The sequence below is a fragment of the Comamonas sp. CMM02 genome (assembly GCF_014851485.1).
Lineage (GTDB): Bacteria > Pseudomonadota > Gammaproteobacteria > Burkholderiales > Burkholderiaceae_C > Comamonas > Comamonas avium.
In genome coordinates this window covers 37978-63527 of the sequence record NZ_JACUZW010000007.1, presented here as the reverse complement: position 1 = coordinate 63527, position 25550 = coordinate 37978, and the positions used below count along the sequence as shown (strand labels likewise).

At 59.2% G+C, this 25550-nt stretch carries 19 protein-coding genes and 1 pseudogene; 6 read left to right on the top strand and 14 right to left on the bottom strand.

The features are described 5' to 3' along the window. Positions 1-22: 22 nt before the first annotated feature. The 9 genes from IB213_RS17490 to IB213_RS17450 form a co-directional block, all read right to left on the bottom strand. Positions 23-688, bottom strand: a complete 666-nt coding sequence (locus IB213_RS17490) for an SDR family oxidoreductase (protein WP_191724220.1) — start codon at positions 686-688, stop codon at positions 23-25. Positions 689-767: 79 nt separating this feature from the next. Continuing rightward, positions 768-1406 carry a pyridoxamine 5'-phosphate oxidase family protein gene (locus IB213_RS17485; protein ID WP_192408113.1) on the bottom strand — a complete coding sequence of 213 codons (639 nt, stop codon included), beginning with the start codon at positions 1404-1406 and terminating at the stop codon, positions 768-770. After that, positions 1403-2512, bottom strand: a complete 1110-nt coding sequence (locus tag IB213_RS17480) for a hypothetical protein (RefSeq protein WP_192408111.1) — start codon at positions 2510-2512, stop codon at positions 1403-1405. Before IB213_RS17480 ends, IB213_RS17485 begins: the two co-directional genes overlap by 4 nt. Before the next feature lie 101 nt (positions 2513-2613). Beyond that, positions 2614-3804 (bottom strand): acetyl-CoA C-acyltransferase, encoded by a 1191-nt coding sequence (locus IB213_RS17475; protein WP_192408109.1) that lies wholly within the window; start codon positions 3802-3804, stop codon positions 2614-2616. Between the two features lie 44 nt (positions 3805-3848). After that, positions 3849-5645, bottom strand: coding sequence for a bifunctional isocitrate dehydrogenase kinase/phosphatase (gene aceK / locus IB213_RS17470; protein ID WP_192408107.1), 1797 nt, complete (start codon positions 5643-5645; stop codon positions 3849-3851). Positions 5646-5682: 37 nt separating this feature from the next. Continuing rightward, on the bottom strand, positions 5683-6348 hold the full coding sequence (can, locus tag IB213_RS17465) for a carbonate dehydratase (protein WP_191724225.1): 666 nt from the start codon (positions 6346-6348) through the stop codon (positions 5683-5685). Positions 6349-6399: 51 nt separating this feature from the next. Then, the gene (locus tag IB213_RS17460; RefSeq protein WP_191724226.1) at positions 6400-7581 is read right to left on the bottom strand and encodes an isovaleryl-CoA dehydrogenase; all 1182 of its coding nucleotides are present in this window, start codon (positions 7579-7581) and stop codon (positions 6400-6402) included. A gap of 50 nt (positions 7582-7631) precedes the next feature. Beyond that, entirely contained in the window at positions 7632-8075 is a 444-nt protein-coding gene (locus IB213_RS17455) for a PaaI family thioesterase (protein ID WP_192408105.1), read from the bottom strand. A 68-nt stretch (positions 8076-8143) separates the two neighbouring features. Beyond that, entirely contained in the window at positions 8144-8563 is a 420-nt protein-coding gene (locus tag IB213_RS17450; RefSeq protein WP_191724228.1) for a MerR family DNA-binding transcriptional regulator, read from the bottom strand. A gap of 105 nt (positions 8564-8668) precedes the next feature. Between IB213_RS17450 and IB213_RS17445 the strand changes: the two genes are divergently transcribed. From IB213_RS17445 to cyoE, 4 genes are all read left to right on the top strand, one after another. Beyond that, complete coding sequence (locus IB213_RS17445; RefSeq protein WP_192408103.1) at positions 8669-9079, top strand: YchJ family protein; 411 nt, start codon at positions 8669-8671, stop codon at positions 9077-9079. A 54-nt stretch (positions 9080-9133) separates the two neighbouring features. Then, positions 9134-9814: an HAD family phosphatase gene (locus IB213_RS17440; RefSeq protein ID WP_192408101.1), complete on the top strand. Its 681-nt coding sequence runs from the start codon at positions 9134-9136 to the stop codon at positions 9812-9814. A gap of 378 nt (positions 9815-10192) precedes the next feature. After that, the gene (locus IB213_RS17435) at positions 10193-11368 is read left to right on the top strand and encodes a heme A synthase (protein WP_191724231.1); all 1176 of its coding nucleotides are present in this window, start codon (positions 10193-10195) and stop codon (positions 11366-11368) included. Further along, the gene (cyoE, locus tag IB213_RS17430; RefSeq protein WP_192408099.1) at positions 11365-12267 is read left to right on the top strand and encodes a heme o synthase; all 903 of its coding nucleotides are present in this window, start codon (positions 11365-11367) and stop codon (positions 12265-12267) included. The genes IB213_RS17435 and cyoE overlap by 4 nt, the downstream gene beginning before the upstream one ends. Positions 12268-12391: 124 nt before the next feature. On the opposite strand, the gene IB213_RS17425 is transcribed toward cyoE, so the two are convergent. From IB213_RS17425 to cyoA, 5 genes and pseudogenes are all read right to left on the bottom strand, one after another. Beyond that, complete coding sequence (locus tag IB213_RS17425) at positions 12392-13177, bottom strand: SURF1 family protein (protein WP_192408141.1); 786 nt, start codon at positions 13175-13177, stop codon at positions 12392-12394. An 83-nt stretch (positions 13178-13260) separates the two neighbouring features. After that, positions 13261-13683: pseudogene (gene cyoD / locus IB213_RS17420) on the bottom strand (cytochrome o ubiquinol oxidase subunit IV); the annotation flags it as partial. Continuing rightward, a complete protein-coding gene (gene cyoC, locus IB213_RS17415; RefSeq protein WP_191724235.1) occupies positions 13684-14298 on the bottom strand; it encodes a cytochrome o ubiquinol oxidase subunit III in 615 nt (204 codons plus the stop codon). Next, positions 14291-16297, bottom strand: coding sequence for a cytochrome o ubiquinol oxidase subunit I (gene cyoB / locus IB213_RS17410; RefSeq protein WP_191724236.1), 2007 nt, complete (start codon positions 16295-16297; stop codon positions 14291-14293). Before cyoB ends, cyoC begins: the two co-directional genes overlap by 8 nt. 64 nt (positions 16298-16361) lie before the next feature. Beyond that, a complete protein-coding gene (cyoA, locus tag IB213_RS17405) occupies positions 16362-17396 on the bottom strand; it encodes a ubiquinol oxidase subunit II (RefSeq protein WP_191724237.1) in 1035 nt (344 codons plus the stop codon). A 421-nt stretch (positions 17397-17817) separates the two neighbouring features. Here cyoA and IB213_RS17400 point away from each other — a divergent pair, with 421 nt between their 5' ends. Next, on the top strand, positions 17818-19149 hold the full coding sequence (locus IB213_RS17400; protein ID WP_192408095.1) for an MFS transporter: 1332 nt from the start codon (positions 17818-17820) through the stop codon (positions 19147-19149). 163 nt (positions 19150-19312) lie between these two features. Further along, the gene (uvrA, locus tag IB213_RS17395) at positions 19313-25231 is read left to right on the top strand and encodes an excinuclease ABC subunit UvrA (RefSeq protein WP_192408093.1); all 5919 of its coding nucleotides are present in this window, start codon (positions 19313-19315) and stop codon (positions 25229-25231) included. Positions 25232-25550 lie beyond the last annotated feature (319 nt).

Sequence of the window (25550 nt, the reverse complement as noted above, 5' to 3'; positions counted from 1 at the left end):
AAGCAGCTCATGCTCCTGCGCTTCACCCGATATTCACGCGCACACCGTCGTGCCGCAGCACACGCCCACCATCGGCGGGCGTGACACTGGCCAGCGTTTGCACCATGCCTTGCACGCTTTGCGCCACCGTCAAAGGGGCTGCAGAGCCGCCCATCTCTGTCTGTACCCAGCCGGGGTCCAGCGCCACCAATGTGGCTCCGGGCCATTGGGGCTGCGAAGCGGCTACCACCATGTTCAGCGCGGCCTTGCTAACTCGGTACAGCCAGGCATCTGGCTCTGCCCCACGCAGCAGCGACATTTCGCTACTCATCAAACCAAAAACACCACCCGCCGCAGCAACCAACGGCGCGACCTGAGGCAACACCTGCATGGCCCCCAGCACATTGGTATGCATGACCCGGTCAAACTCTTCTTGCGAAGGGGCTGTCGCGGCACTCAGATCACTCCACATGCCGGCCACATATACGGCAAGGTTGATCGCTTCACCTTCTAGCTGCCAAGCCAGGCCACTCACACTGGCTGGATTGGCCACATCCACTACCAGCACTTCAGCACCTTCGGCCTGCAACCGCGGCTTGTCAGCCACCTGACGCACGGTGGCGATGACGCGGTGGCCATCTGCCACATAAGCCTTCACCAGCCCCAAACCAAGGCCGCGCGACGCGCCAATAATCAATACCAAAGCCATGACTGCTCCTGTGTAAACCTAAAAATATCAGTGCCCAGCCACCTCAATGCTGAGTAACAAGGCACGAGGAACAGCTGCCTCAGCTGCCTGCGCCACCTTCGGCCTGCTCTGACGCAATCTGCGAGCGGTAGCGCTGCTCCATCTGCTCTTGTGTTTCGGTGGGGGGCGTCAGGCCGATCTGGGCATGCACCATCTGGTTCATGGTGGGCAGCATGGTGCGTTCTACCTGGGCCTGGGCATGCCACAGCCTGGAGCGCATCAAGGCTTTGGCACAGTGCAGATAGGCCTCCTGCACCTGCACTTCGATCACCAGCTTGGGGCGAAAATTCGGGCCTGCAAACTGTGCCGTGTAATGGCCTTCATCGCGCAGCTTGGCCTGCCCATTGACGCGCAAGGTTTCCTGAATACCCGGCACCATGAACAGCAACCCGATGCGCGGGTCATGCAGCAGGTTGCACAGACTATCCAGGCGGTTGTTACCGCCTGCATCTGGTATCCACAGCGTTTGCGCATCTGGTGCATGCACAAAACCGGGGGCACCACCCCGCGGAGAAGCGTCCATCAGGCTGCCTCCCGCTCCGCCCGTTGCCACCACACAAAACGGCGACAACGCAATAAAGCGCAGGCAATGCGCATCCAGATCGGTGCGCTGCTTGAGCACAGCCCTCTCACCCGGCATGGCATACAGCTGGCGCAGTTGTGTTTCGTTTGTGATCATGCGGCGTCCTCTGTCCATTCACGTTCATGGCGATGAATGGCACCATACAGCCCCAGATACTCCCGCCAGGAAGGGTCATAGGCCACTTGCAGCTCGGCTTTCAGGCCGGGAGCATGCTCTGCACCCAACTGGTTAGCCAGCTGCATGGCGTAGTCTGGGTCATCCACATAGAACGCCACAGTGCGCGATTGCATGCCTTCCATGCGCGCAAACGCCTGTACGCCACGCTGCAGGCGTCGCAGCTCCGCATCCAGTGCGTCGTGTGCATCGCGCGCGCTGTCCAGCGTTTCTTGGCTGGAGAACGGCAGACGCCAAGTTATGAAATGGGGCAGATCAGCGCGCGTTGCCAGTGCGTTGGCGCTGTCATGGAACGTTAAAAGGTCGGGGACCTCATCCTCATCGGCACCCCGCGCGCGAACCTCCAGCGAGATCCATCGATCGTGTTCTTGCTGTGGATAGTCATAGCTGCGCCCCAATGTGTCACGCTGGAAAGCATCAAAGATTGGAGGAAACAGCGACAGCGGCTGCCTGCCATCCACATGCTCGCCTGGCTCTGCAAATTCAATGGGCCCTACCCGCACTGAAAAGTCCCACTCACCCAGCACATGGTCAAGCAAGATGAACGCCATGTGGCGCGCATGCTCCTGCATCTCAACAGGGATGTCTTTACCGAATGACAGCTGCAGCCCAAGAATGCCCCCCGCGTCGTAATGCGCAACCAGTACATCCGTACAGGACAGCTCGAAACCTTGCATGCCCATTGAAAACTCAGGATTGAGCGTGCGGCTACGGAAAGCCTGCACACCGTAAGGCAAACCCTGTGGCGCATGGCGCACCAAGGCCTGTACGTTCTCAAACTGCTCAATATTGCCGTGGGCGGTGATAACCAATTTGCCCCCTGGCTCTTTCAGTCGCCCTTCCAGCTCGATCGACAACTCGGAAGCGTAAGGCTGCAGCAACGCATTGGCCTGCTCGACAAACTCAGCGCCCTCCAGCGTTTCCAAACTGGCCAGTTGATCTGAAAAATCGCTCCAGAAAGCATCGATCTGCGGCACACCCAGCGGTGCTGCAGCAACGTGATCGTTTTCGTGTGTATTGGCGCTCATGCGTAGCTCCTGTCAAAAGGTCGCAGCCGCGTGCAGGTGCGTGCATGCAACCGGTGGCACATGACCTGACTGTAAGCCAAGGCATGTGCCATGCCCGTGCGTCAGAGCAGCTCAATTGCCATGGCCGTGCCTTCACCACCACCGATGCACAAGGTCGCCAGGCCCTTCTTCTTGCCATGGGTTTGCAACGCATGAATCAGCGTCACGATAATGCGCGCGCCACTGGCACCAATCGGGTGACCCAAAGCGCAGGCACCACCGTGCACATTGACCTTGTCGTGCGGCACATTCAGCTCGGCCATCAAGGCCATGGGCACAACGGCAAAAGCTTCGTTCACTTCCCACAGGTCCACGTCCTGTGCCGTCCAGCCTGCTTTCTTGAGTGCCTTTTCAGTGGCCCCCACGGGCGCGGTGGTGAACCACTCCGGTGCTTGTGCAAACGAGGCATGAGAGACAATTTTGGCCAGTGGCTTGCAGCCCAGTTGCTTGGCCGTAGACGCACGCATGAGCACCATGGCTGCGGCGCCATCGTTGATGCTGGAGCTGGATGCTGCAGTGATGGTGCCATCCTTCTTGAACGCAGCTTTCAGGCTGGTGATCTTGTCCAGCCTGGCCTTGGCCGGGCCTTCGTCCGCACTGACAGTCACCTCGCCCTTGCGCGTTTTGACGGTCACTGGCGTGATTTCTGCATCAAATGCACCGCTTTGGGCTGCGGCCTGTGCACGCTGGACACTGGCCATGGCATACGCGTCTTGCTGCTCACGGGTAAAGCTGTATTTGGCGGCACAGTCTTCACCAAAAGTGCCCATGGAGCGACCGGTTTCGTACGCATCTTCCAGGCCGTCGAGCATCATGTGGTCATACACCTTGTCGTGACCCATGCGGTAGCCGCCACGGCCTTTCTTGAGCAGGTAGGGGGCGTTGGTCATGCTTTCCATGCCCCCTGCAATCATCACATCACGGCTGCCGGCAATCAGTTGATCGTGGGCCAACATTGTGGCCTCCATGCCTGCGCCACACATTTTGGACAGTGTCACGGCCCCCGTGCTTTGTGGCAGCCCCCCCTTGAAACCTGCTTGCCGCGCAGGGGCCTGCCCCTGGCCCGCCATCAGGCAGTTACCAAACAGCACTTCTTCCACTTTTTCAGGTGCAATACCTGCGCGTTCAATCGCGGCCTTAATGGCAGCACCGCCCAGGTCGTGCGCGGCCAGGTCAGCAAAATCGCCCTGGAATGCACCCATGGGTGTGCGCGCGGCGCTGACGATGACTACGGGGTCTTGGTGTTGGGGCATGTCGGTCTCCTTTGGGTTTGTAAATACCAGTCAACTAAAAACAATCAGTGCACTGCGCCGGGTTGCAAACACCGGCTGCGGTCATACGGAAAGACGTCGTGCATGTGGCCTTGCGCAATGCGCGCCTGGTGCGCCTGCCAAAAGGCGGGGTCCAGCAAATCGGCGTGGTGGCACATGAACACCTCGCGTACTGCAGGATGGCCCAGCAAGAATGGTCCGAATGTTTCGGGAAACACATCCTTGGGGCCGACGCGATACCAGATCTCGCTGCCCATGGCTTCCTCTTCGGTGCGTGGTTCGGGCACGCTGCGAAAGTTGCAGTCCGTGAGATATTCAATCTCGTCATAGTCATAGAACACCACCTTGCCACCGCGCGTCACACCAAAATTTTTCCACAGCATGTCGCCCGGAAAAATATTGGCAGCCACCAGCTCTTTGATGGCGTTGCCATATTCAACTACCGCACGCTCCATGGCTTTGCGCGGCCCCTCATGCTCCAGCCCTGCATCAAAGCACTCTTGCAAAAACATGTTCAGCGGCAGCAGTCGGCGCTCGATATAGAGGTGGCTGATGATGACCTCCTGCTGGCCATCGCCATCGCGGTCGCTGATTTCCAGCTGACTGGGCGCGTGCGCTTGAATTTCGGCAATCAGCTCCTGGCTGAAGCGCGCGCGCGGAAAAGCCACCAGGCTGTACTCCATGGTGTCAGCCATGCGCCCGACACGGTCGTGTTGCTTGACCAGCAGGTACTTGCCTTTTACCTCAGCACGCGTGGTCTCCTTGGGCGCAGGAAACTTGTCTTTGATGAGTTTGAAAACATAGGGAAAACTGGGCAGATCAAACACCAGCATCACCAGCCCCTTGATACCCGGCGCAATTCGAAACTGGTCGCTGGAATGGCGCAGGTGGTGCAGAAATTCACGATAAAAAAGCGTCTTGCCCTGCTTGGCCAGGCCTAAGGCACTGTAGATTTCACCGCGTGGCTTGCGCGGCATCAGCGCGTGCAAGAACTCCACATAGGCGCTGGGAACCGCCATATCCACCATGCAATAAGCACGTGCGAAACTGAAAAGACCATGCAGATCGTCTTCCGTTAACAGCGCTGCATGCAATATCAAGCCACCTGCCTGCGCATGCAAGATAGGAACCGCCAGAGGCACTTCGGTGTAGCCCGTAATGATCCTTCCGACCAAGTAGGCGGCCTTGTTGCGAAAGAAAAGGCTGGAGAGCACCTGTATTTGGAAATTGGCTCGCAGCGTCAGACCTTGCAGACGCTCTTGGATGCGCGCAGCCAATGCATCCACATCACGCGGCAAATCCTCAAAAGAGCCATCCAAGTTGAGCTGCGCAATGATGCGCACCAATGTTGCTGGCAGTGCATCTAAATTACCTGGGTAGTACGCACGGTAGGCAGGCTCATGCAGGCTTTCCAAAAAATCCGTACTGACGGCAGGCCGTACAAAAATAAAGTCGTTGTGAAAGTGTGTGCGATGCAGGATTTTGGTGGTGACCGAATTGAAAAAAGTCTCGGCCAGCTCTGGCTGCAAGTGCCCCACCATCAGACCTATGTAGTGCAGCTTGACTTGTTGCCATACCGCCATGGGCAAGCTTTCAGCGCCGAACACTTGTGCAAGCTGTGCCACACACTCTTGAACACGCTGGTCATAAAAGGCAATGCGCTCACGCTGAGCACGCTGCTGCGTCACCCAGTCGGCCTGTTCAAAACGCTGCTTTGCGGCCTGCGTTGCGGCTCGAAATAGCTGATAGTGACGATTTACGCCATCCATCATGGCCTGCGCAATCTCATAAGCCTGAGGAGCATCCAGTCGTTGAGGAAACATGACGGAAATTCTCGCTCCTACAGGCTATTGGGCATGATCAATCACGCTGGCGTTCAGCCACCAGCTGCACCGCGCGCTGGTGAATTTCGTGCAGGCCACCAACACCGGGCACGGTCATTTCCAGGTTGGTGATCAAGCCGTTGTGCAGGCTGTAGCACCAGCTGTGCAGGCTGACTTTTTGCCCCCTTGCCCATGCATCGCGCATCACGGTACTCTGCGCCACATTCACCACCTGCTCAATGGCATTGAGCTCACACAGCACATCATGGCGGTGCTGAACCGGCGTGTCCTTGAGCAGGTTGTAGTGCTTGTCGCGTACATCACGTACGTGGCGCGTCCAGTTATCGACCAGCCCCAAACGCATGCCTTCCAGCGCAGCCAGCACACCGCCACAGCCGTAGTGGCCTACCACCATCAAGTCCTCCACCTTCAGGTGATCGACCGCGTACTGAATGGTGGACAAACAGTTCAGATCACTGGGCACCACGACATTGGCAACGTTGCGGTGCACAAAGACCTCGCCCGGCTCCAGACCTGTGATCTGGTTGGCTGGCACGCGGCTGTCCGAGCAGCCAATCCACATATAGCGTGGTTTTTGCTGTGCCATCAACCCGGTGAAGAAACCGGGACGATCGCGTTCCATCTGCGCAGCCCACGCTTTGTTGTGGACAAACAGGTCGTCGATGGAGGTGCTGGTAGTCATGTGGCGTTCCTTATCTCGTTCATAAAACGACGCGGGACGGCGGTCTGTGCCTCAGCAAGTTTCCGCAAACAATTCGCGGCCAATCAACATGCGGCGAATTTCACTCGTGCCTGCGCCAATCTCGTAGAGTTTCGCATCTCGCCACAAACGACCGAGTGGATATTCATTGATATACCCATTGCCACCATAGATTTGTACACCCTCGCCAGCCATCCAAGTGGCCTTCTCGGCGCACCACAAAATGACGCTGGCGCAGTCTTTGCGTACCTGACGCACGTGATCGGTGCCCAGCATGTCCAGGTTCTTGGCTACGGTGTAGGCAAACGAGCGCCCTGCTTGCAGCACCGTGTACATGTCGGCCACCTTGCCCTGAATGAGCTGAAACTCACCAATGCTCTGGCCAAACTGCTTGCGGTCATGAATGTAGGGCACCACGTTGTCCATCACGCTTTGCATGATGCCCAGCGGGCCACCGGTGAGCACGGCGCGCTCGTAGTCCAGGCCACTCATCAGCACCTTGGCACCATTGTTGAGGCCGCCGAGAATATTTTCCGCCGGCACTTCTACGTTGTTAAAAACCAGTTCCCCCGTATGGCTGCCGCGCATGCCCAGCTTGTCTAGTTTTTGCGCAATCGAAAAGCCTGGCATGCCTTTTTCAATCAAGAACGCCGTCACACCGCGCGCGCCCATTTCAGGCTCTGACTTGGCATAGACCACCAGCGTGTCCGCATCCGGGCCATTGGTGATCCACATCTTGTTGCCGTTGAGCAGGTAGTAGCCACCCTTGTCTTCGGCCTTGAGCTTCATGCTGATGACGTCAGAGCCTGCACCCGGCTCACTCATCGCCAGCGCGCCCACATGTTCGCCACTGATCAGCTTGGGCAGGTATCTGGCCTTTTGTGCTTCGGTGCCGTTGCGGTTGATCTGGTTGACGCACAGATTGCTGTGCGCGCCATAGCTCAGCCCCACAGAGGCGCTGGCACGCGAGATTTCTTCCATGGCCACCATATGCGCCAAATAGCCCATATTGGCACCACCGTACTGCTCGGGCACCGTAATGCCCAGCACCCCCAGTTCACCAAACTTTTGCCACACATCCATCGGAAACTGGTCGGTGCGGTCAATCTCGGCAGCGCGCGGCGCGATTTCGGTTTGCGCAAACTCTCGCACAGCATCGCGCAGTGCATCAATGTCTTCACCCAGTTGAAAGTTCAAACCTGGCAGATTGTTCATGCTGTTGTCTCCTTGTTAGTTATGAATTGGCCAGCTGTCTTTGTGCAGCCTTACTTTCCCGCAATACTTTCGCGCCCCTGCACCGCCATCAGCGTGCATTGCATGGTGGCGCAGAGTTTTTCCTGGCCATCGTTGATGGCATATGCACGCCCTTCGGCCACCACAATGGTGCGCCCTGGTTTCAGCACCCGCCCTTCACAGCGAAAGCGCTGCCCCCTGGCCGGTGCCAGCAGATTGATCTTGAACTCAATGGTCAGCACTCCCGCATCGGCGGGCATCAGACTAAAACCGGCATAGCCACAGGCCGAATCGAGCGCCGTAGACAGCATGCCTGCGTGGATAAAGCCGTGCTGCTGCGTCAACGCCGCAGCCCAGTCGAAACTGATATCCACCTCACCCGGTGCCACATGTGTCAGTTGCGCGCCCAAGGTGGTCATGGCCCCTTGCAACACAAAACTTTCGCGCACACGTTGCAGCGCTTGTTGGTCCGCCATGCTGTCTCCTTTGCCTGCCTGCATTGCATTCAAGTGGAATTCTTTGATTCCTTTTACGTTAACGTCAATTATGCAGCTTTTGGTTTGGCAAGCTTGCGCAAAAGTGACTTCGCTTCTTTTTCATGGGCTCGCACCTCATCGAGCGTGACTTGCAAGTCTTCCATCCGCTCTTCCAGCTGCTGGCGGTGATGACCCAGCACTTGCAGAAAACGCTCCAGCTGCACACCCGTGTCGCGCGGGCTGTCGTACAGCTCAATGATTTCTTTGGCCTCTACCAGCGACAGGCCCAGGCGCTTGGCACGCAGCGTCAGGCGCAAGCGCGTTCGATCACGCGGGCTGTACACGCGGGTGCGGCCTCCAGCGCCTTGCCGCTCAGGTTGCAGCAAGCCCATGTCTTCGTAAAAGCGGATGGCGCGCGTGGTCAGGTCAAACTCCTGAGCCAGATCGCTGATCGAATAGGTGGTGGATGCGGGAATGGGTTTACTCATGCGCAGCATTATTGACGTGAACGTCAACGTCGAACAAACCCAGTCGCAGCACGTCCGCATTTTTTGACCCAAAATTGCCCCATCACCGATTTTCATTTCTGACCTATGGATTTGCAGCCCCGCGCCGCCTGCCCCTGCGGGCGCACCACTGCCAAGGGCAAAGCCGTGGCTTACACAGACTGCTGTGGCCGCTTTGTAGAGCACTTTGACACCACGCCCGCCCCGGATGCCGAGCAACTGATGCGCTCGCGCTACAGCGCTTTTGTGCTGGAAAACGCGGCTTACCTGCTGGCCACCTGGCACAGCAGCCAGCGCCCTGCAGAGCTGGACTTTGAAGCGGGTGCCAAATGGCTGGGTCTGCAGGTCAAAGACTTCAAAACCACGGGTGCCAGCACTGCCGAAGTTGAATTTGTGGCCCGCTATCGCGCGGCGGGCCGCGCCGTTCGTCTGCATGAGCGCAGCCGCTTTGTCTGCGAAGCAAACCGCTGGTTCTACGTCGACGGCGATCAGTTTTGAATTTATCGCTCCCTTTTACTCTTTTTTGCGCAGGCACCCCCTGCACGAACAGCCATGCCATTTGAAGCCATCTTGTTCGACTGTGACGGCGTTCTGGTCGACAGCGAACTCATCACCAACCGCGTGCTGCACGCCATGCTCAACGAGGCCGGCTGGGTACTGTCAGAAGACGACTGCATGCGCATCTTCATTGGCAAAACCGTACGCAGCGAAACCGCCCGCATAGAGGCGCAAACCGGCAAGCCGTTGAGCGATGCCTGGATGGCCGAGTTTTATGAGCGGCGCAATGTACGCCTGCGTGCCGAGCTGGTAGCCGTGAACGGCGCGCTCGACGCCGTGCGCCAGGTACACACGCAGCTGCGCGGCAACATCGCCGTGGCTTCTGGGGCTGACAAGCCCAAGGTGCTCATGCAGCTGGAGAAGGTGGGCATGCTGCCTTATTTTGGTGAACTTGTTTTCAGCGGACACGACCTGCCGCGCACCAAGCCCTGGCCCGACGTGTATCTGGCAGCCGCAGCGGCCGTTGGCATTGCGCCCCAAAAGTGCCTGGTGATTGAAGACTCGGTACCCGGCCTTACCGCAGGTGTGCGCGCCGGCTCCACTGTCTGGGGCTACTGCCCCCGGGTCAGCGCCCACTCCACACCCGAGCAATTGCGGGCAGCGGGGGCAACGTTTGTCTTCGACAACATGGCTGATCTGCCGCGCCTGCTGGCCGCAGCCAACACAGCATCTTAAAAGGGAGCTGCCCGGGCTTACCCAGCAATGTTTTCAAAGTGTTTTCATATCGAAAACGTTGACTGATATACGCTAGCAGCTCCTTTTTTATAGATAAGACCTCATAGCGCCATGCCAGCTTTGCGCCCCTCGCCTGCACAACACACTCACGAAATATAGAATCTGCGCAAGATCAAGGTTTTGCCCAATAGGCGCTTAGAGGGCGTCGTGCAAATCTGTAGCCTGTTCCGGCTGAATGATCGCCATCCGGCCGCTTTGCAGCAGATAAAGCGCCTAGCCCGCAGCGCGGGTCATTCGGAGACACTTTGCCTGACAGCACCGCACAGGGCTGCCAGATTTTCGTCGGACCATGTTTCAGCCATTGCTTGAGGAGTGCTGATGGGCGAACAGCCTCTTTACGATTTAGCGCCGCTGCTTGAATTGATGGCGCTGGGCGCTGTCATTGCGCTGGCACCCTTGCTGTGGGTGTGGAGGCGCAACCGTGGAGCAGGCTCTGCGCGTCGCCTGCAGGCACTGGGCCTGCTGACCTTGTTTCTCACCTTTGATCTGGTGATGTTTGGCGCCTTCACGCGCCTGACGGATTCCGGCCTGGGCTGCCCTGACTGGCCGGGCTGCTACGGCAACTCCAGCCCCTTTGGAGCCACCCACGAAATCGCCATGGCCGAGGCAGCCATGCCCACAGGCCCCGTCACGCTCAGCAAAGCCTGGGTAGAGATGATTCACCGCTATCTGGCCACCATGGTGGGCGTACTCATCATTGCCCTGATGGTGCTGGCATGGCGTGAACATCGGAAAACACCCTTGCAGGGCATGCGCCACCCCGCCCTAGCCACATTCACGCTGTTCTGGGTCCTGGTGCAAGGCGCTTTTGGTGCGCTGACCGTGACCATGAAGCTGTTCCCTGCCATCGTCACCCTGCACCTGCTGGGCGGCCTGTTCCTGCTGGTGCTGCTGTGCATGCAGGCGGTGGGCCATCAGCAAGCCGTGCTGCGCCAGCCGCCGGCCCCCATCTCTGCCCGGCTGCGCGCGGGACTGTGGGCCTGTTTTGCGCTGCTTTTTGTACAAGTGGCACTGGGCGGCTGGGTCAGCACCAACTACGCCGTCCTGGCCTGCTCCAGCTTCCCCAGCTGCCAAGGCAGCTACTGGCCAGACATGAATTTTGCGCAGGCTTTTGAGCTGTGGCGCCCTCTGGGCATGCTGTCTGATGGCAGCCACATCAGCTTTGCTGCGTTAACTGCCATCCACTACGTGCACCGTCTGGCTGCCTACGTGGTGGTCGCTGCCATGCTGGCCCTGGTGTATGCCATGCGCCGCCAGCCTGCTTTGCACAGCCAGCGCCAGTGGCTGCTGGGCCTGATCACGCTGCAGTTCATCACCGGCCTGTCCAACGTTGTATTGGACTGGCCTTTGGTGGCTGCGGTTTTACATACCGGCGGCGCTGCTGCCCTGGTCACCGTGATGACCTGGGCGCTGGCTGCCACCCGCACCGACAGCGTCCCCACGCTGCAAGAAGATAAAAAAGCGCCCCACGGCGCACGGAGAGTTGCTGCATGAATGCACAAGCTTTGAGCGAGTCTTCCAGCTCCCGCTGGAGCCAGTTTTACGCACTGACCAAGCCCCGCGTGGTACAGCTGATTGTGTTTTGCGCCCTGATTGGCATGGTGCTGGCCGTGCCCGGCCTGCCAACGCTGGCGCAGCTGGGCCATATGGCCGTGGCCTGTCTGGGCATCTGGTTCGTCTCGGCGGCAGCTGCAGCGTTCAACTGTCTGGTCGAGCGCCATATTGATGCCAAGATGAAGCGCACCAGCTGGCGCCCCACGGCCAAGGGCGAGCTGTCGCCACAGCAAGCGCTGGCGTTCTCCGCCATCCTGTGCCTGACGGGTGCCACCATCTTGCTGGCCTTCACCAATCCGCTGACCATGTGGCTGACGCTGGCCACCTTCATTGGCTATGCGGTGATCTACACCGTCATCCTCAAGCCCGCCACGCCCCAGAACATCGTCATTGGCGGAGCCTCGGGTGCCATGCCCCCCGTACTGGGCTGGGCCGCCATGACCGGCAATGTCGGCCCTGAAGCGCTGATTCTGTTCTTGATCATCTTCCTGTGGACACCTCCCCACTTCTGGGCGCTGGCGCTGTACCGCGTCGAGGATTACCGCCAGTCCGGCCTGCCCATGCTGCCCGTCACCCACGGCCCCAAGTACACGCAGCTGCAAATCTTGCTGTACACCCTGGTGCTGTTCGCGGGCTGCCTGCTGCCCGTCATTTTTGGCATGAGCGGCTGGCTGTATCTGGCCGTAGCCTCGGTGCTGTGTCTGGGCTTTAGCTGGTATGCGCTGCGCCTGTGGATGAATTATTCAGACGCTCTGGCCCGCAAGACCTTCCGCTTCTCACTGATCCACCTGAGCGGCGTGTTCGCTGCCCTGCTGATTGACCACTACATCGTGGGCTAACGCCGCAGCAGCCAAGAGACCGTCACGCTGATTCCAACCCAGATTCAGCAAGCGTGATCAGCTATAGAAAAGGCCACAGATGTGGCCTTTTTTGTTGCGTGCATGTGCTGCACGGCACCAGCGGTCAAGCCTCAGCGTGCCGAGCCTGCTTGCGCTTTTCATGGCGCACCACCAGCCACGCAGCACCCAGCACCATCAGCGCCAGGCCATACCAGGTCAGTGCATAGACTGCGTGGGTGTTGGTGAACTGAATCACCGTCAAGCCCGCCCTGGGCCAGGTGGTCGCCACCGGCTGGCCGGGCACGCCCTGGTCAACAAAGAACGGGGCTACACGGTCCAGCCCCTTGGCCTGTGCAATGGCTTGCACATCGCGTGAATGCCAGCGGTCTTCACTGGGTGCGTTCTCGCGCATGAAGCCCCCCTTGGGCTCGCTCAAACGCAGCAAGCCCGTCACGGTCACGGTATCACCCGCAGCATCTGGTGATGCTGCAGCTATACGCTCTGTCACGGCTTTGCGCTCCTGCGCAGGGATGAAGCCTCGGTTGACCAGCAATTGCGTGCCATCGGCCTGCTGCAGCGGTGTGAGCAGCCAAAATCCGGCACCCAGCTCCGTTACGGCCTGCGTCAGCACACTGCGCCCTTCCATCCACTGGCCCTGTGCCTGCACGGCCAGGTATTCGTGGGTGTCAGGTGTCAGTTGCGGCCATAAAGCCTGCGCCGGTACGGCCACGGGCTGGCTGTGCACCCGCTCGTTGACACGTTCAATCAGGTCCAGCTTCCAGGCGCGGCGTTGCACCTGCCAGGTCCCCAGACTGATGAAGGCAAAAAAAAGGGCGATGCCCGCTATTGCGAGCACCGCCTTCACGAAGGTGGAGCGAGAGCGCTCTCGCGCCCTCGGGGTGTCAACCATCATTACTTGGCGTGGCCGCCGTGCTCAGCAGGTGCTGCTGGAGCAGCCTGCTCTTGCACAGCCTCAGGTGCCACCGCTTCTTGCGCTGCGGGTGCTACAGGCGCGGCCACAGGGGCTGCGGGCTGGCTCAGTGCAGGAATGTCCTTGTGCGCCGGCATCATGTTGGCGTTCATGTGGAACATCACCCAGAGCGTTCCCGCCAAGGTAATGATCACGAATACGATCGCAAAGATCGTGGACATCATGGTCCAGCCGCCCTGGATCTTGCCGTTCATGTGCAGGAAGTACACCATGTGCACCACCACCTGAACCACAGCGAACAGGCCCAGCACCATCACCACAGTCGTGCGGTTCTGGATCACATCGGCCATCACCAGCCAGAAAGGAATGACCGTCAGGATAACGGCCAGGATAAAGCCCTTGATGTAGTCACCCGAAGTGACGTGCAGGTCGTCATGCTCTTCGTGGTGGTCACCATGACCAGCGTGAATATCGTGTGCGCTCATTTACAGCACCCCCATCAGATACACAAAGGTGAACACACCAATCCAGACCACATCCAAGAAGTGCCAGAACATGGACAAGCAGTTCAGGCGACGAACGTTGGCATGGATCAGGCCCTTTTGCTTGATTTGCACCATCAGCACGACCAACCAGATCAAGCCGAAAGACACGTGCAGACCGTGGGTGCCCACGAGTGTGAAGAAGGACGACAGGAAAGCGCTGGTCTGGATCGTCGCACCGGTGTGGTAGATGTGCATGAACTCATACACTTCCACGCCCACGAAGGCCAGACCCAGCAAGCCAGTCACGGCCAGCCAGCCCAAAGTGCCATTCACATTCTTCTTTTGCTTTTGCAGCATCGCCAGACCAAAGGTCAGCGAAGACAACAGCAAGAAGGCCGTGTTGATGGCCACCAGCTCCAGGCTGAAAAGCTCAGCGCCAGTGGGGCCACCGGCGTAGCTGCGGCCCAATACACCCCATGTAGCAAACAGTGCTGCAAAGATGAGGCAGTCGCTCATCAGGTACAGCCAGAAGCCCAGCGAGGTGCCGTTTTCTGGATGGGGTTCGTGCGCGGGATGGTACTCGCGCTGACCCGCTTGAATAGATGTATTAGACATGGCGTGCGAGCTGTTCAGTACGTGCGTCTTCTGTTGCCTGCACTTCAGCTGCAGGAATGTAGTAGTCGCGGTTGTAGTTGAAGGTGTGGATGATCGAAGACACGACCACGCCAATGAACGACACGATGGCCAGCCACCAGACGTGCCAGATCAGCGCGAAGCCCAGCACCATGGCGATCATCGAGATAACGAAGCCAGCGCCTGTGTTCGAGGGCATGTGCAGGTCTTCAAAGCCCTTTGTAGGACGCTGATAGCCGTGCTTTTTCATGTCCCACCAGGCGTCCACATCGTGAACCACAGGTGTCTTGGCGAAGTTGTACACGGGAGGTGGCGAGGAAGTTGCCCACTCCAGCGTACGGCCAGAGCCCCATGTGTCGCCATTGTTGTCGCGCAGCTTGTCGCGCTGGAAGTAAGACACCACCAGTTGCAGCAAGAAAGCACCGATACCGGCAGCAATGATGGCCACACCCACGGCAGCAATCACGAACCAGATTTGCAGGGATTGGTCATCAAAGTGATTGGCACGGCGTGTCACGCCCATCAGACCCAGGATGTACAAGGGTGTGAACGCAACCCAGAAACCCACCAGCCAGCACCAGAAGGACACCTTGCCCCAGAACTCATTGAGTCGGTAGCCAAACGCCTTGGGGAACCAGTAGTTGATACCAGCCAGCAGACCAAACACCACGCCACCAATGATCACGTTGTGGAAGTGAGCGATCAGGAACAGCGAGTTGTGCAGCACAAAGTCAGCAGGAGGCACAGCCAGCAGCACGCCAGTCATACCGCCAATGGCAAAGGTACACATGAAACCGATGGTCCACAGCATGGGCGGCTTGAACTCGATGCGGCCCTTGTACATGGTGAACAGCCAGTTGAAGATCTTCGCGCCCGTAGGAATCGAGATGATCATCGTGGTGATACCAAAGAAGGTATTGACCGCCGCCCCCGAGCCCATGGTGAAGAAGTGGTGCAGCCACACCAACCACGACAGCACAGTGATACACACGGTCGCATACACCATGGAGGTGTAGCCGAACAGGCGCTTCTTGGAGTACGTAGCAACGATCTCGGAGAAGATACCGAACACAGGCAAGATCAGGATGTAGACCTCAGGGTGGCCCCAGATCCAGATCAGATTCACGTACAGCATGGGGTTGCCGCCCAGCTCGTTCGTGAAGAAGTTGGTGCCAAAGTAGCGGTCCATGGACATCAGCACCAAAGCTGCAGTCAAGATCGGGAACGAAGCCACGATCAGTGCATTGGTACACAGCGAAGTCCATACGAAGACAGGCATCTTCATCAGATTCATGCCTGGAGCGCGCATCTTGATGATGGTGACGATCAGGTTAATACCCGAAAGCGTCGTACCCACACCCGATAACTGCAGCGCCCAGATGTAGTAATCCAGCCCCACCCCGGGATTTTGATTGCCCAGGTTAGACAGTGCCAGCCAGCCCGATGTCGAGAACTCACCCAGGAACAGGGACACCATCACCAAGATGGCACCGGTGGTGGTCATCCAGAAGGAGAAGTTGTTCAGGAAGGGGAAGGAAACGTCACGCGCACCGATCTGCAGCGGAATCAGGTAGTTCATGAAACCCGTGACCAAAGGCATGGCCACAAAGAAAATCATGATCACGCCGTGCGCCGTGAAAATCTGGTCGTAGTGGTGAGGCGGCAGGTAGCCCAGGTTGTCACCAAAGGCCATCGCCTGCTGGATACGCATCATCACTGCGTCGGCAAAGCCACGCAGCAGCATGACGATACCGAGGATGATGTACATGATGCCGATCTTCTTGTGGTCGATCGAGCAGATCCAGTCACGCCACAGCGGGCCCCAGAGCTTGAATTTGGTCAGTGCTGCGAGCATCACCAGACCGCCAAGCACCACGGCAATAAAGGTCCACAGCACGATGGGCTCATGCACCATCGGTATGGAGTCCCAGGTAATCCGCCCGAGGAGCGGATCGTGGGGCATTGTTGTTGGTTCAGACATATCGAGTCTCTTGCTAAATGGCCGAAAGACCGGCCGCAGCCAGCCTTCCTTCCGTCAAAACTGCTTACTGCTGTGCCAAAGCGCGTTGGTCCATCAGGGCCACGACTTGGTCAGCGTTTTCGACAGAGCACACATCGTCAGGCAGGTTCAAACCCGCCGCCTTCATGTAGGCCGCGCCGCCAGCAGCGTCGATGGCCATCATGTGGTGCATGCACATCTTTCCTTCTTCCACGCACATGTTCAGTACGCGGTCGTACAAGCCTTCTTGCACAGAGGAGAAACGGGTCACAGGGTGACGCTCACTAGGCTTGACCAGGTTCAAATAACTGTCGCGATCGAGCACAGTGTTTTCGTCCTTGGCCTTTTGCACCCAGGCGTCAAAGCCTTCGTTGCTCAGGCCATGGAACTTGAATGTCATGCCAGAAAAACCTGCACCGCTGTAGTGCGAGTTCAGGCCACGGAACACGCCTTCGCGGTTGATCACCGCATTCAACTGTGTCTGCATGCCAGGCATTGCATAGATCATGCCGGCCAGATCAGGCACGTAGAAAGCACTCATGGTGTTGGTGGCAGTCAGCTTGAAGAGGATCGGGCGATCCACGGGTGCTGCCAGCTCATTGACCGTCGCAATACCTTGCTCTGGATAAATGAACATCCACTTCCAGTCCATGGCAACGACCTGCACTTCCAGAGGCTTCACGTTGGGATCCAACGGCTTGGTCTCAGAAATACGGTCCAGGGGACGGTAGGGATCGAGCTTATGGGTCGTGATCCAAGTCAGTGTGCCCAGCGCAATGATGATGATCAGAGGGACACTCCAGATGACCAGCTCCAGAGCGGTCGAGTGGTGCCACTCAGGATCGTATTCAGCTTCGTTGTTGGACTGGCGATACTTCCAGGCGAACAACAAGGTCAGTAGGATCACAGGAACAATGATGACCAGCATCAACAAGGTGGCTGTCACCACCAAGTCGCCTTGCTGAGCAGCAACGTCCCCTGCGGGATTGAGTACGACAGCTTTACTGCAGCCCGTCAGGGTCGCAAGTAAAGCAGCCGCAGCGAGCCAGGCTGGCCCGCGGGTTTCCGTGGATGTAGGCATGCTGTTAACGCGAAAAACGCGCGTTGTTAGGTGTAAACGCGGATTACAAAACCAGCCGAATTTACTCTTCTCGCCCATCTTCTTCTTGTCTATCAAAGCTCAACACAGTGCCGTGTGCTGTCTTTATGTAGGCATTCAACGCGCACCCATGTCAATTGACACCCGTCAAACAACCCCTAAATCCTTGATTTTTCAGGACATACTGAAATAAGAGAAACCTCTTGATAAATGTCAAGAGCTCCCCAAATTGGGGCAGCTAAACAACAGCACAACACCCTGCTTGATCCGTGGTCTTTGCTACTTTTGTGTAGCTTCAGCATCCCCACAAACCCTTTTCCTACAAGTCTGACAGATAAAACTCGCTTGTTGACACGAATCAAGCCGCGTACAAGTGGTGCATCGCTTCGAGGAGATTTGCACCATGACAGGACTTGCACACTCTGGCCCCGTATCGGGTGCCGCCCCCCTGCTCCCGACTGTCCATCGTGACGAAGAAGTCACCCCAGGTGAAATTGCAGCGGGCGTGATCATTGGCCGCGCATCAGAGTACTTTGATTTCTTCGTCTTTGGCATCGCCTGCGTGCTGGTATTTCCGCACGTCTTCTTCCCGTTCCTGTCCACGCTCGACGGCATGCTCGCCGCCTTTGCGGTGTTTGCTCTGGCGTTTATTGCCCGCCCTGTGGGCACTGCCCTGGGCATGGTCATACAGCGGCGCTGGGGCATGGCACCCAAGCTGACCATTGCGCTGTTCCTGCTGGGCAGCGCCACAGTAGGTATTGCGTTGCTGCCGGGGTATGACAGCCTCGGGACCATAGCAATCTGGTGGCTCATCGGGCTGCGTATTGCCCAGGGCCTTGCCGTGGGCGGCTCCTGGGAGGGACTGCCGTCTTTGCTGGCAATGAGTGCCCCCAAAGAAAAACGGGGCTGGTACGCCATGATTGGCCAGCTGGGTGCACCCATCGGCTTTGTGGTTGCAGCCTCCATATTTGCCTTCATCTACAACCAGCTGTCCATTGAAGAGTTCACCACATGGGGCTGGCGCTACCCCTTCTGTGTCGCTTTTGCTATCAACGTCGTCGCGCTGTTTGCACGTTTGCGCCTGGTGGCCGATGACACCTACGCCAACATGTTCAAGACCATGGAGCTGACCCCTTCACGCACTTTTGAAATGATCCACAGCGGTGAAGGGAAAAACGTATTTCTGGGTGCCCTGGCAGCTCTGGCCAGCTTTGCCCTGTTCCACCTGGTCACCGTGTTTCCCCTGTCCTGGATGACGCTGTATGGCGATGCCTCGGTAACCGCCATTTTGTGGGTGCAAGTGCTAGGGGCACTGATCGCCTGCGCCGCCATGGTGCTGTCTGGCTGGATGGCTGACAGGTTTGGGCGCCGCAACACGCTGGGGGCCATGGCGGTACTGATTGGCCTGTTCAGTTTTGCTGCGCCCATGCTGCTCAGTGGCGGCACAGCGGGCCAGAACGTCTTCATCCTGGTGGGCTTTGCACTGCTGGGGCTGTCCTATGGGCAGTCCTCAGGCACCGTCACGGCCAACTTCTCTCGCCGTTTCCGCTACGTGGGAGCGGCCTATTCAGCCGATCTGGCATGGCTGCTGGGTGCGGCCATGGCACCATTGGTGGCCTTGTACCTGTCTTCGCATTTTGGCCCTATCGCCGTGGGCGGGTACTTACTGTCTGGCGCTGTCTGTACGCTGGTGGCTTTGGGCATTAACCGCGCCCTGGAGACAGCGCGCAAGTAGCCATCCGCAGCGCCACGAGTTCCCCCAAAGGGCTTGCCACGCTGGCAAGCCCTTTTTTGCTTACCGGCATATCTGCAGGCACATTCCCTGCGGTGACCGACAAACGGGGTGCGCCTGCCTAGAATGATTGGCCGCTTTGTTTTTGCACCCAACACCGCACACCATGACCCAAGGCCTGATTCGCATCCGTGGCGCCCGCCAGCACAACCTGCAAAACCTGGACCTGGACATTCGCACCGGCGAATTAACTGTGGTCACAGGCCCCAGTGGTTCGGGTAAGTCGAGTCTGGTATTCGACACGCTGTTCGCCGAAGGCCAGCGCCGCTATGTCGAAACCTTCAGTGCCTATGCGCGCCAGTTCCTCGATCGCATGGACAAACCCGCAGTAGACCGTGTGGAAGGCGTTCCGCCCGCGATTGCGATCGACCAGACCAATCCGGTGCGCAATTCACGCTCCACCGTGGGCACGATGACCGAGCTCAATGACCACCTCAAGCTGCTCTTTGCCCGCGCGTCTCACCTGTTCGACAGCCAGACCACACTGCCGGTGCAGCATGACACGGCCGAATCGATTTTTGCAGCGCTGCAAAAACGCGCAGAGCAGGCCGGTGATCCGCGCATTGCACTGACCTTCCCGGTCGAGCTGCCCGCCAACACATCTCAGCAAGAAGTTGAGCAATGGCTGTCCGCCAGCGGCTTTACCAAAGTACAGGCCGAGCGCGAAGTGGAACGTGCTGCGCCCACTGAAGAGCCCGTCAAGGGCAAAAAGCCAAAGGCTGCGCCGCCTGAAAAAATCAAGGTGCTGGATGTGGTGGCCGACCGCTTCCGCTTCAGCCGCGTGGAACGTGCGCGCGCCATGGAAGCCATTGAGGTGGCTCTGAAGCGCGGCAACGGTCACCTGACCGTGTATGTCATGCCCGAAGAGGGCGATGCATACACCTGGCGCTTCTCTCAGGGCCTGCACTGCCCTGAGAGCAACCTCAGCTACACCGCGCCCATGCCTTCGCTGTTCTCGTTCAACTCTGCGGTTGGCGCCTGCGACGCCTGCCGTGGTTTTGGCCGGGTCATTGGCGTGGACTGGGGGCTGGTTATTCCCAACGACAAGCTCACGCTGCGCACGGGTGCCATCAAACCCATCCAGACCCCGGCCTGGCAGGAGATACAGGATGACCTTTTGCGCCACGCAGAGGCAGAAGGGATTCCGCGTGATATTGCCTGGAGCAAGCTGTCTGCCGAGCACAAGCACTGGGTGATTCACGGCTCGCCACTGTGGAAGGGCACCTGGAACAAGCAGTGGTACGGCATTCGCCGCTTTTTTGAATACCTCGAAACCAAAACCTACAAGATGCACATCCGTGTGCTGCTGTCCAAATACCGCAGCTACACACAATGCCCGACGTGCTCAGGAGCGCGCCTGAAAACCGAAAGCCTGCTGTGGCGCATGGGCAGCAAAGCACAGGCTGATGCCGTGCTGCCGCCCGAGCAGCGTTTTATGCCTGCGGGCGTGGCATGGAGCCGTGCCCAGCTGGAGGCCCTGCCCGGCCTGTGCCTGCATGACCTGATGCGCCTGCCCATCACCCGGCTGCGCAGCTTTTTTGAAAGCCTGCACCTGGCCAATCAGACGGGTTTGCCAGACGGTGAGCTGCAAGCCCTCAAACTGCTTAACGAAGAAATTGGCACCCGCCTGAAATACCTTGTCGATGTCGGCATTGGCTACCTCACGCTGGATCGCCAAAGCCGCACCCTGTCCGGCGGGGAGGTGCAGCGCATCAACCTGACCACGGCTCTGGGCACGTCGCTGGTGAACACCTTGTTTGTGCTGGATGAACCCAGCATTGGCTTGCACCCGCGCGATATGGAGCGCATCACGCAGGCCATGCACCGCCTGCGTGATGCAGGCAACACCCTGGTGGTCGTGGAGCATGACCCTGCCGTCATGTTTGCCGCAGACCGCATGATCGACATGGGCCCGGGTCCCGGCGCACGGGGTGGACAGATTGTGTTTGATGGCACGCCGCAGGCACTGCGCCATGCCGACACGCTGACCGGCGCCTATCTGGGTGGCCGCAAGCAAGTGGGCTTTGGCGTCAAGCGCATGGTGACCGACGCCACGCCACGCCTGATTTTGGAAGGTGCTCGCGAGCACAACCTGCAAAACCTGCAAGTGAACTTTCCCTTGCAGCGTCTGGTCACGATCACAGGGGTTTCGGGTTCCGGAAAATCTTCGCTGATTCAGGACATCCTCGCCCCAGCGCTCATGCGCCACTTTGGCAAACCCACGGACAGCCCGGGTCTGTACGACCGCCTGCTGGGCGCCGATCACCTGGCCGATGTGGTGTTTGTGGACCAGTCGCCCATTGGCAAAACCGCACGCTCCAACCCCGTCAGCTATGTGGGCGCGTGGGACAGCCTGCGTGAGCTGTTTGCACTGGCGCCTCTGGCTGCACAGCGCGGCTACACCGCCAGCAAGTTCAGCTTTAACAGTGGCGATGGCCGCTGCCCCACCTGCGGGGGCTCGGGCTTTGAACATGTGGAGATGCAGTTTCTCTCCGACGTGTACCTGCGTTGCCCCGATTGCAATGGCAGTCGTTATCGCGACGAGATTCTGGAAGTCACCATCGAACGCGGCGAACGCGCCTTCAACGTCAGCGATGTGCTGGAGCTGACCGTGGCTGAAGCCGCCATGCTGTTTGCACACGATGCTGACGTGATCCGCGCGCTGCAGCCCATCGTGGATGTGGGTCTGGAGTACGTCAAGCTGGGCCAGCCCGTGCCGACACTGTCGGGTGGCGAAGCACAGCGCCTGAAGCTGGCAGGTTTCTTGGCCGAGGCCGCCAAAACCGCATCCAAATCCAAACAGAAAATTGCCCGCAAAGGCACGCTGTTCCTGTTTGACGAACCCACCACGGGCCTGCACTTTGAAGACATTGCCAAGCTGATGCGCGCACTGCGCAAGCTGCTGGAGGCGGGCAACAGCCTGATCGTCATTGAGCACAACCTGGACGTCATTCGCGCCAGCGACTGGCTCATTGACCTGGGCCCCGAAGGCGGTGACGCCGGAGGCCAGATCATTGCCCAGGGCACGCCCGAAGACGTACGCCAGGTGCCCGGCTCACACACGGCACAGGCGCTGCGTGAGTACGACCTGGCCATGGGTGTGGGTGGTCAGCTGGTGGAAGAAGTAGCCCCCATGCTCTACAAAAAAGAGCTGTCAGCGCCCGCGCGCAAAGTGAAGGAAGGCAAAAATGCGATTGAGATTGTCAATGCACGTGAACACAATTTGAAGGGCCTGAGCGTGGAAATTCCACGCGGCAAATTCAATGTGGTGACTGGTGTTTCTGGCTCCGGCAAGTCCACGCTGGCGTTCGACATTCTGTTCAACGAGGGCCAGCGCCGCTACCTCGAATCGCTGAACGCCTATGCCCGCTCCATCGTGCAACCGGCGGGCCGCCCCGAAGTGGATGCCGTGTGGGGCATCCCCCCCACAGTGGCGATTGAGCAGCGCCTGTCACGCGGCGGGCGCAAATCCACCGTGGGCACAACCACCGAGGTCTGGCACTTTCTGCGCCTGCTGTACGTCAAGCTGGGCACCCAGCACTGCGTGCACGACGGCGCAGCCGTCGAGCCCCAGACGCCCGAGCGTATTGCTGCGCAGCTGCTCACGCAATTCAAGGGCCAGCACATCGGCCTGCTGTCGCCACTGGTGGTGCACCGCAAGGGCGTGTACACCGAGCTGGCCGACTGGGCCCGCCCCAGGGGCTACACGCATTTGCGCGTGGACGGCGCTTTCTTGCCGACCACCGGCTTTCCGCGTCTGGACCGCTTCAAGGAACACACGATCGAGCTGCCCGTGGCCAGCTTCAAGGTCAGCGCTGCCAACGAAAAAGAGTTGCGTGCGCAACTTGCCAAGGCACTGGAGATTGGCAAAGGCGTGGTGCACGTGCTGTCAGGCATTGCCACGCTGGAAGCCGCCATCGCGGCCCCCGAACAGGGCAAAGGCGTGGGCACGCTGCAGGTGTACTCCACCCAGCGCGCCTGCCCCATTTGTGCCACCAGCTACGCAGAGCTGGAGCCCAGCCTGTTCTCATACAACAGCAAGCACGGCTGGTGCCCGGATTGCGTAGGCACTGGCGTCAAACTGACCAAGGATCAGCGCAAGGTCTACGACGACAGCACGCTGGCAGAAGACAACCGGGGGCGCGAGCTGACGCTGACCGCCAACGAGGTCGAAGACCTGGAAGAATGCACCTGCCCTACCTGCCAGGGCACGCGCCTGAACGCACGTGCGCGGGCCGTGCAGTTCCACGGCAAGGCCATCACGCAACTGGCACAAATGTCGGTCACTGATCTGCGCCACTGGTTCCAGAACCTGTCAACCACAGGGCGCGAAACCGATATCGCACGTGATCTGCTGCCAGAAATTCTGGGGCGTCTGGAGTTTCTGGAAGAAGTCGGACTGAACTACCTCACCCTCGAACGTGGTGCACCCACGCTGTCCGGTGGTGAGGCCCAGCGCATTCGTCTGGCGGCACAGCTGGGCAGCAATCTGCAAGGCGTGTGCTACGTACTGGATGAACCCACGATTGGCCTGCACGCACGCGACAACCACATCCTGCTCAATGCCCTGCACAAGCTGGGCGAGAAGGGCAACACGCTGGTGGTGGTGGAGCACGATGAAGACACCATCCGCCGTGCCGATCACGTGATCGACATTGGCCCCAGCGCAGGCAAACGCGGCGGCATGCTGGTGGCTCAGGGCAAACCCGAAGACATCATGGTGGCCCCAGATTCGCAGACTGGCCGCTACTTGCTGCATGCCATGCGCCACCCCTTCCAGCCCCGCCGCCCGGTGCATGGCGTGGCAGATGCGGCATCGATCCCCGTACAGGAAGATGCCCCCAAGCCCAAAAAGCGCACCAAAAAACAAATCGCGGCCGATGCCGCCGCTGCACTGGCAGCCGACAGCGCAGCGCTGAATGCAGAGCTGCAAAACCCGGTCAAAGACACCGGCCCGCTGCACTGGTTGATCGTCAACGGCGCCAACCTGCATAACCTGCAGGACATTGAGGCCAGCGTGCCGCTCAAGCGGCTGGTGGCCGTCACCGGCGTATCGGGTTCCGGCAAATCCACCCTGGCACGCGATGTGCTGCTGGCCAATGTGGCCAGCATCGTCAGCCAGCGCAGCACCAAGGCAGGCCGTGAAGCCATGGCCTCAGGCAACACCCCAGCGCTGGTAGGTTGCGAAGCCGTATGGGGCACCGAAGGTATCGACCGTGTGCTGGAAGTGGATCAGACGCCGATTGGCAAAACACCACGCAGCTGCCCCGCTACCTATATCGGTTTCTGGGACACGATCCGCAAGCTGTTTGCCGACACGCTGGAGGCCAAAGCCCGTGGTTACGGCGCAGGGCGCTTCAGCTTTAACACCGGCGAAGGCCGCTGCCCAGCCTGTGAAGGCCAGGGCATGCGCACCATCGAGATGAGCTTCCTGCCCGATGTGAAAGTGCCCTGCGAAACCTGCCGTGGTGCGCGCTTTAACCCCGAGACGCTGGCTGTCAGCTGGCGCGGAAAGAGCATTGGCGACGTACTGCAAATGGAAGTGGACGAGGCGGTCGAGTTCTTCGCCAGCATGCAAAACATTGCGCACCCGCTGCAACTGCTCAAAGACGTGGGGCTGGGCTACCTCACCCTGGGCCAGCCCTCACCCACTTTGTCCGGCGGCGAGGCGCAGCGCATCAAGCTGGTGACGGAGCTGACCAAGGTACGCGACGATGTCACCAAACGCGGCAACAAGGCTCCCCACACGCTGTACGTGCTGGACGAGCCCACCGTGGGCCTGCACATGGCCGACGTGGACAAGCTCATCCGTGTACTGCACCGTCTGGTGGACGCCGGCCACAGCGTGATCGTGATTGAGCACGATCTGGACGTGATTGCCGAAGCCGACTGGATCATTGACCTGGGCCCCGAAGGCGGCACCGGTGGCGGACAGATTGTGGCGGCAGGCACGCCAGAAGAAGTGGTGGCCTTGGGCACACACACGGGCAGCGCCATCCAGCCGGTGCTTGCGCGCAATACCTGAATCTGAGGCAAGCCCTGCACAAGGCCGGGAGTGCAGGGCCTTGCTGCAACGATGCAGCCCGGGCCACCCGCACCTATCTGTGCAGGACTTGTCCTGTTCTTTTTGCCTTTCCCCTTCACCTCCGCGAGGTGCTGGCGCCCGCTCTCAGCGCCACTGCGCGCGGCCTCGTTACTCACGGCCTGCGCTGCCTGCGCGGCTTGGTGCAGCGTCTGCACCACCAGTTTTCGATGAACTGGCTGTGGGGATGGACATCTGGCTTCACGCAGCACAAAGGCGCGGCCAATCTACCGAAGCAGCTAAACAGCTAAGCAGCTAAGCA